Below are 6,766 nucleotides of genomic sequence, written 5' to 3'. Positions count from 1 at the left end.
GGAATGTGTCCAGATAACTCGGCCAATAACTCGGCCGTACCAGTCGCGGGAAGTTGGGAATCCATGTCGCAAAGGCCTACCCTGCAAAACTGCTTGCGTCCATCTCATTCGAACAACTCCATTTTTTAGATCTTAACAAACTGACCAATCGTTATTTACAACGAATTACCTAACACCCTCTATATGGGTTTTGAGCCGCTGCTCACCATCGTGCAGGACAAGTATTACGCGAGCCTGGCGCCGTCTCAAGCGACGCACCTCCTGGGTTATCTGTGTTTGCCGACGCTCGTGGTGGCGTTGTGTCTTGCCGTCGCGTGTCTCCTTCGCCGCGGCGCGCCGAACGTCTATTCGTTTCTGAGCGGCGGGCGCTGAGTGCGATCTTTTCGCACAAGCCGTTACGCGATGACAAGGCGTCACCGAAACGCGCCGGGTCGGTGACCGGCGCTCCGCACGCTGGGTTCATGGGCCGTAAGCACGGCTCGAAGGCCGGGGTAGCTTTCCCATGAACCGTTCCTCCGGGCCGTGGCCTTTAGTTAGGCCGCTTCAACGCTCAACTCCGGAGAGTGCGCGGAAGCAGCCTGAAGGCTGCGGTCCGCACGGTTTTCGGTTCAAGGGCCGAATGCATGGTTCTGAGGCCAAGAAAGCTTCCCATGAGGCAGCCGGTAGGGCGAGCCTGTCCTCAGCGAGCCGAGTCAGACGTGTTCCACGCACGTGGATCGGCTCGCCGGGACGGACTCGCCCTACCGCTGACCGGTTCAAGGGACGAGTGCATGGTTCTGAAACCAAGGCAGCTTCCTATGAACCGTTCCTTCGGACCGTGGCCTTTAGGCCGCTTCAACGCTGGACTCCGGAGAGTGCGCGGAAACAGCCTGAAGGCTGCGGTCCGCACAGTTTTCGGTTCAATGGCTATGTGCATGGCGCAGTGGCGAAGGCAGCTTCCCGTGAGGAGGTCGGAAAGGGCGGCGGGTGAGATTCGGGGATCGCTCAGCATCGGCCTGCCCGTGACACGCCAGACGGGGTTTGATCACCGAGGCCCAAAGATGGTAGCCGTTCGTGTTCAAGTGCAGCCCGTCGTTGGCGAAAAGCTCGCGCTTGAGATTCCGTTGTTCGTCGAGCATCGGCGTAAAGACATCGATGAAATCCACGAATTCATACCGCGCTGCCTCGGCCTTGAGCAACGCGTTGGCGCGGCGGATTCGATCAAAGAGATGTGTGCGACTGATGCTGGGTTTGATCGAAATGAGCGCGATGCGCGCGTCCGGCAAGCGAGCGTGAATGGTTTGGATCAACTCCCGGAAGTCCGCGAGAACTTGACGCGGCGTGCGGCGGCCCGCGAGGTCGTTTTCTCCGGCATACAGAAGCACTACGAGCGGCTCGTAAGGGAGAACGATCCGATCCGCGTAGGCGAGAACGTCGGACATCATCGCCCCGCCAAAGCCTCTCCGCACGACCGGAAGCGGGGAGAAATCCTGTTTCAGCGTCTCCCACAACCGGATGCTTGAACTTCCGACGGCCAGAATCGCGCCGCGCGGAGGGGGACTGGAAAGTCGCCCAACCGGCAGGCTGGAAAGCCTGCCCTACGCCACCGCATCGAACTCACCAAACGAACTTTGGCTCGTACACGGGGCCGAGGCCGTGTTTGCGAAGCAATTCGATGAATCGGGCCAGACCGCGCCTTTCATCCGCGCCGAGATGAAAATGGATGTGCCAGCCAAGGTAGTCTTTGCGGAACGCGTAATCGTATTCGGTGCGGCCGCCGATGATGGCGTCCAGCGAATCCATCCCGAAGTCTTTGGCTTCTCGGAGCAGGCGGCGCAGTCTCTCGTTCTCGACGCCTCGTCTTAAGGCCCAGACCGCATAGACAAACGGAAGCCTGGTCAATTCAAACCACGCCGCGCCCAGATCCCAGATCTCGTGATCGTGCGGGCCGAGCAGAAAATCGAGCGCGGGATCGCCAATCAACAAGGCGAAGTCCGGGAGTCGGCTCGCGTCGTAACTCGGGAGTGGTTTGAACTCAGGCCAAAGCCCTCGTTCTGCGAGCAGCACGCGCAGCAAGTTCACGCTCGCCAGAGACGCGGTGTCGCAGAAGATCTCTTTGGCTTCTTCAAGCGGCCGGCGGTGCGCGAGAAACACGCTTTTGACTTCGCCCAGCGACGCGACGGCGATTCCGTCCAGCACATTATAACAATCGTTGAGCAGAACTTCCGTCACGCTGACAAGCGCGGCGTCCAACTCGCCGCGGCGGAGCTTTTCGGCCAGCGCGGAAGGTGGGATAAACAGAACTTCCTCCTCCAATCCGCGCGTCAACGGGACCGCGTTCAAGTAAGGAACAGACCCGACCCGGAATGGCGCAAGCGCGTGGTGGAGGTTTTCTTCTCGCTGGACCTGCGCGGCGCGCGTTTCACGTTCGTGTATTTGGGCGAGGTCATCCGCCGGCTCGGCGGGCGCCAGGCGAAGTTTCGCCGGTTGTTCTGAAGAAGACATGCAACAAAAGCGGCTGCCGGAATGGCCGAGTTCACGGCAAGCCGCAACCAAAGTCGTTACAATGTTAAATCGTTAAATCGGTTGAATGAAAAATTTTGCGCAAGCCGCGGAAGCCTTTATGGGATAGCAGTGCAGGTTTTTCTCGCAGGCGGGGCTGCGAGAAAGTGGCTTCGCAGCCTTCACAGAAAAGAGAACCAAGCAAATCAAGCCTCCGTTTCCTCTGTTGCCTCCTGTTAAAATCATCTCTTCCTTGCGACCAACATGTTGGTTTGTTTGTGGCAGCAGTGGCACAAACAAAGACTAATTCCAGCAGAGCTTGTGTGACAATTCCCGGAAGGCGCGGCGCATTCAGGTTCATGAGTGTCAATGGGGGGGGGACTCCCGCTCATGCCGTCGCCAGATTCGCTTCCAGCATCGGCGAACGATTCGAGGTTGACGCTGTGGCTGAACCGCCCGGCGTTTCCCAAACCTTGATCGGTTCGTAGAACGTATTTCGTTGCACGGGCACGCGACCCGCCTCGCGGATGGCTTTGATCATTTCGGCCTCCGTTTGCAGTTCGGGAGATTTTGCCCCGGCCATGTGAAAGATTTTTTCTTCGAAAATGGTCCCGTGCAAATCGTCGGCGCCGTAGCTCAATGCGACTTGCGCAAGCTTCAATCCCATCCCAATCCAATAGGCGGTGATGTGATCGAAGTTATCCAGGTAGATCCGGCTGACCGCAATCGTGCGGAGCGCGTCAAAACCGGTGGGCGCCGTGTTCACGGGAATCTTGTTGTTTTCCGGCTGATAGGGCAAGGGCACGAACCCGGAAAACCCCCGCGTCTCATCCTGCAGCTCACGCAGGCGGCGCAGGTGATCGACGCGATCCTCCAGGGATTCGACGTGGCCGTAAAGCATCGTGCAGGTGCTTCGCTCGCCCAGGCGGTGCCAGGTTCGATGCACGTCCAGGTACTCTCCGGCGGACTCCTTGCCTTTGGCGATGGCGGAGCGGACTTCTTTCCGGAAGATTTCGGCGCCGCCGCCGGTCAGGGAGTTCAGCCCGGCCGCGCGTAGTTCGAGCAACGTTTCCTGCACGGACTTCTTGGCCAGCCACGCCAGGTGCAAAATCTCGATTGCAGTGAAACACTTGAGCTGGAGCCGGGCATCCAGATTCTTCAGCGCCCTCAGCATGTCCGTGTAATAGCTGAAAGGCAGGCTCGGATGGAGGCCGCCGACAATGTGCAACTCAGTGATGCCGATCGAGAGTGCCTCCCGGGCCTTCTGCGCGATCTCCTCGACCGTGTGCTGAAAACCATCCGCGTCCCGCTTTTTCCGGGCGAACGCACAGAACTGGCAGCTCAGGATGCAGTAGTTCGAGTAGTTGATGTAGCGATTGATAATGTAGCTGGCGCGGTTTTGATTTTTGCGCTGGCAGGCGAGATTTGCGATCGCGCCCAGGGCATTGATATCTTTGGTTTGAAAAAGCCGCAACGCGTCGCACTCCGAAATCCGCTGGCCACGGGCGATCTTCTCATGGAGGTCGCGCAGTTCGCTGCGCTGAAGAAAGAAATTCATCGAAACACCTGGAATCTGGGAAACACGACTTCCGTCACGGTCACGACCAGGAACACCACGCTGATCAGCGCGTTCAGTCGGAAAAAGGCCACGTTGATCCATTTCAGACTTCGTTTGCGAGCCAGCCAATGTTCGAGGAGCAAGCTGCCCAGGATGATCAGCAAGCCCGCCAAATATGCCACGCGAAAGTTTGAAATCAATCCGAACAGGCCGAGCAACCCCCACATCACCATGTGCGAGAGAAAGGCAAACATCAGCGCGTTCTTCGGCCCCCATCGGACCACCAGCGAGCGCAGGCCTTGCTTGCGGTCAAACTCATAATCCTGCAAGGCGTAGATGATGTCGAAGCCCACCAACCACGCCACGACGGACAACGCCAGAATGAACGGCTGCAGCCCAAACGTGCCTCGAACCGCCAGCCATGCCCCGACCGGCGCCAGCGCCAACGCGACGCCCAGGTAGAAATGCGTGAAGTCGGTAAAGCGTTTGGTCAACGAGTAAAAGCAAATGACGAGCAGTGCTAGCGGTGAAAGGTAGAAACACACGCTGTTGATGAAGTAGCTCACGACCATCAGACCGAGGCCGCTGGCGGCGCAAAGTGTCCAGGCGCCTGGGAGCGAAATCTGGCCGGCTGGCAAATGGCGCGTCGCGGTGCGAGGATTCAATTTGTCGAATTCGCGATCGACGATCCGATTGAACGCCATGGCGCAGGTCCGGGCGCAAACCATGGCGGCGAGGATCAATCCGAACGTGCGCCAGCCTGGCCAACCGCGTTGCTCCCGCGCGGCGACGACCATTGAAGCCAGGGCGAAGGGCAGAGCGAAGATGGTGTGGGAGAATTTGACGAATCCTCCCCATCGGCGGACGAGGGGGAGAATAGAGGATGGAAAATCGAGAATGGAGGAGGGCCGAGCCATTGAAGCAAGTCAGCGACGTGCGGAAGAACGACAAACAGTGTCTGCCTTCTGGTGGGTGCGATTCACAGTGTCGGTCAGCGACTCCAATTGGCTTTCCTCTCTCCCCGCGAGGAACGAGCGCGGAGAGAGTTGGAGAGAGGGGTTTCTTGGAAATAGGAGAAGCGCACCAACGCACCTCCCCTCCCCAGCCCTCTCCTCCCTTCGGGAAGAGAGGAAGAAGACTTTGTTGACCGACAGTCTTAATCGCACCTGAGCCTGGTCGCGGCTCTTGTTGTAAACGTTCAAGTCACGCAAACTGTTGATCCTTGCCATCTCTGTCCTCCACTTATGCCAGGTTCAATCCTTTCGTTTCTGCACCGCCGATTGCGTCCCATGCGCCATCTCCATCCTCCCCCTCACTCCCGCTCCTCCTGCCAGCGCGGCATGATCGATTGCGGAACTCCCAGGTGATCCAGGACGCGCGCGACAACGGTGTCAATGACTTGCTCGATCGTTGTGGGATGTGTGTAAAAGGACGGGTTCGCCGGCAGAACGATCGCGCCGGCCAGGACCAGCAATTCGATGTTCTTGACGTGAACCAGATTCAAAGGCGTTTCCCGGGGCACCAGGATCAGTTTCTTTCGTTCCTTCAGCATCACGTCCGCCGCGCGGAGCAGGACGTCCTCGCTAAAACCGTGCGCGATGCGTCCCAGGGTGCCCATGGTGCAGGGAATCACCACCATCGCGTCCAGGGGATTCGAGCCGCTGGCAAAGGGGGCGTTCATGCTCTTGACGCTGTGCATCTGCGCGCCCTGCGGCAAACGGAGACCGCCGGGCAATTCTTGTTCGATCACCGCCCGGGCGTAACTGCTCTGCACGATGTGAATTTCGTGTTGAGCGCCGTCGAGATTATCAAGCAAACGCTGGGCGTACAGCGTTCCGCTCGCTCCGGTCATCGCCACAAGGATTTTCATGCCGTTCGTGTGCAGCGCACTATGCCCGATGTGAAATCGCTTGAGCAAGCGCGTTGACGCGAAACAGGTGACCCCTCGGTGGAGAACGGTGGGGCGAGACTCCTGCCGAGCCAGTGCCATCGAAAGAAAAGCACCCCAGGAACGTCGCTCCACCGTCGTTAACCGAGGGTTCCGAGGGTTGGAGTCCACAACAAACGAATTGCTTTCGCGGACGGGACCGTTTAACAATTCTCCCGGCGTTGGGTTGATCCAAAGCCATTGCTGAGCGCGTTCGATAAAATCCAGCCGCAAACATGGACGCAGTCGAAGAATCAATCGGAGCGATTCCCGCCCTTGACGGGATCGAAGAGGAGATTCCGACGCCTTCAACGCCGGCTGTCCCCCTCCACCGCGACGACGCCATCATTCAAGCTTTCCGAACCGCCGCCCGCCTGACGGCGCAAACTTTGGTTCTGGAGATCGAGGGGTGGGCCGAGCAAAACCCGGATCATCAGGCGGAATTGGACCAGGAACTAGCGAGCGCCCAACAGCAGTTATCCGACGGCGATGCTAGGGCCTTGGCGGACGACGACGAAGACGCGATCCAGCATTACCGCAAAGCCTGGACGCACGCCTCGACTGCGGGACGATATACGACGACGGCTGCGTAAGCGTTCCTTGTCGTCAGGTGTCTGGGGAATCTCTTCATCTCCGTTTGCCCTGTTTACTCCAGTTTGAATTGAATTCCCCTTCTGCGATTCAGACAGTGGGGAGGCTGCCCGTAATCCCTCGTAAAAGCGCTTAATTTTCCACGTCGGCTATCCTCTAGTGGTTTTTTTGCACTGGAGGCTTTTTTGTGCTTGTGAGCTGTATTTAAT

At 58.4% G+C, this 6,766-nt stretch carries 8 protein-coding genes; 3 read left to right on the top strand and 5 right to left on the bottom strand.

All coding sequences use genetic code 11. The features are described from left to right. Positions 1-183: 183 nt before the first annotated feature. Both FJ398_24720 and FJ398_24715 read left to right on the top strand, forming a co-directional pair. Positions 184-372 (top strand): hypothetical protein, encoded by a 189-nt coding sequence (locus FJ398_24720; GenBank protein ID MBM3841099.1) that lies wholly within the window; start codon positions 184-186, stop codon positions 370-372. A 130-nt stretch (positions 373-502) separates the two neighbouring features. Beyond that, complete coding sequence (locus tag FJ398_24715) at positions 503-970, top strand: hypothetical protein (protein ID MBM3841098.1); 468 nt, start codon at positions 503-505, stop codon at positions 968-970. On the opposite strand, the gene FJ398_24710 is transcribed toward FJ398_24715, so the two are convergent. From FJ398_24710 to FJ398_24690, 5 genes are all read right to left on the bottom strand, one after another. After that, positions 900-1,562, bottom strand: a complete 663-nt coding sequence (locus FJ398_24710) for a hypothetical protein (protein MBM3841097.1) — start codon at positions 1,560-1,562, stop codon at positions 900-902. The two genes, FJ398_24715 and FJ398_24710, sit on opposite strands and share 71 nt — an antisense overlap. 34 nt (positions 1,563-1,596) lie before the next feature. Then, positions 1,597-2,484, bottom strand: a complete 888-nt coding sequence (locus FJ398_24705; GenBank protein ID MBM3841096.1) for a menaquinone biosynthesis protein — start codon at positions 2,482-2,484, stop codon at positions 1,597-1,599. A 385-nt stretch (positions 2,485-2,869) separates the two neighbouring features. Continuing rightward, complete coding sequence (gene mqnE / locus FJ398_24700) at positions 2,870-4,039, bottom strand: aminofutalosine synthase MqnE (GenBank protein ID MBM3841095.1); 1,170 nt, start codon at positions 4,037-4,039, stop codon at positions 2,870-2,872. Then, positions 4,036-4,956 (bottom strand): 4-hydroxybenzoate octaprenyltransferase, encoded by a 921-nt coding sequence (locus tag FJ398_24695; GenBank protein MBM3841094.1) that lies wholly within the window; start codon positions 4,954-4,956, stop codon positions 4,036-4,038. Before FJ398_24695 ends, mqnE begins: the two co-directional genes overlap by 4 nt. A 395-nt stretch (positions 4,957-5,351) precedes the next feature. After that, the gene (locus FJ398_24690) at positions 5,352-5,909 is read right to left on the bottom strand and encodes a UbiX family flavin prenyltransferase (GenBank protein MBM3841093.1); all 558 of its coding nucleotides are present in this window, start codon (positions 5,907-5,909) and stop codon (positions 5,352-5,354) included. Between the two features lie 293 nt (positions 5,910-6,202). Here FJ398_24690 and FJ398_24685 point away from each other — a divergent pair, with 293 nt between their 5' ends. Beyond that, positions 6,203-6,559, top strand: coding sequence for a hypothetical protein (locus FJ398_24685; GenBank protein MBM3841092.1), 357 nt, complete (start codon positions 6,203-6,205; stop codon positions 6,557-6,559). Positions 6,560-6,766 lie beyond the last annotated feature (207 nt).

This window comes from Verrucomicrobiota bacterium, from assembly GCA_016871535.1.
GTDB lineage: Bacteria > Verrucomicrobiota > Verrucomicrobiia > Limisphaerales > SIBE01 > VHCZ01.
This window is presented reverse-complemented; position numbering and strand designations above follow the sequence as displayed.

Coding starts and splice junctions, on each gene's coding strand:
- FJ398_24685 (MBM3841092.1), top strand. CDS start 6,203: ATGGACGCAGTCGAAGAATCAATCGGAGCGATTCCCGCCCTTGACGGG.
- mqnE (MBM3841095.1), bottom strand. CDS start 4,039: ATGAATTTCTTTCTTCAGCGCAGCGAACTGCGCGACCTCCATGAGAAG.
- FJ398_24690 (MBM3841093.1), bottom strand. CDS start 5,909: ATGAAAATCCTTGTGGCGATGACCGGAGCGAGCGGAACGCTGTACGCC.
- FJ398_24705 (MBM3841096.1), bottom strand. CDS start 2,484: ATGTCTTCTTCAGAACAACCGGCGAAACTTCGCCTGGCGCCCGCCGAG.
- FJ398_24715 (MBM3841098.1), top strand. CDS start 503: ATGAACCGTTCCTCCGGGCCGTGGCCTTTAGTTAGGCCGCTTCAACGC.
- FJ398_24695 (MBM3841094.1), bottom strand. CDS start 4,956: ATGGCTCGGCCCTCCTCCATTCTCGATTTTCCATCCTCTATTCTCCCC.
- FJ398_24720 (MBM3841099.1), top strand. CDS start 184: ATGGGTTTTGAGCCGCTGCTCACCATCGTGCAGGACAAGTATTACGCG.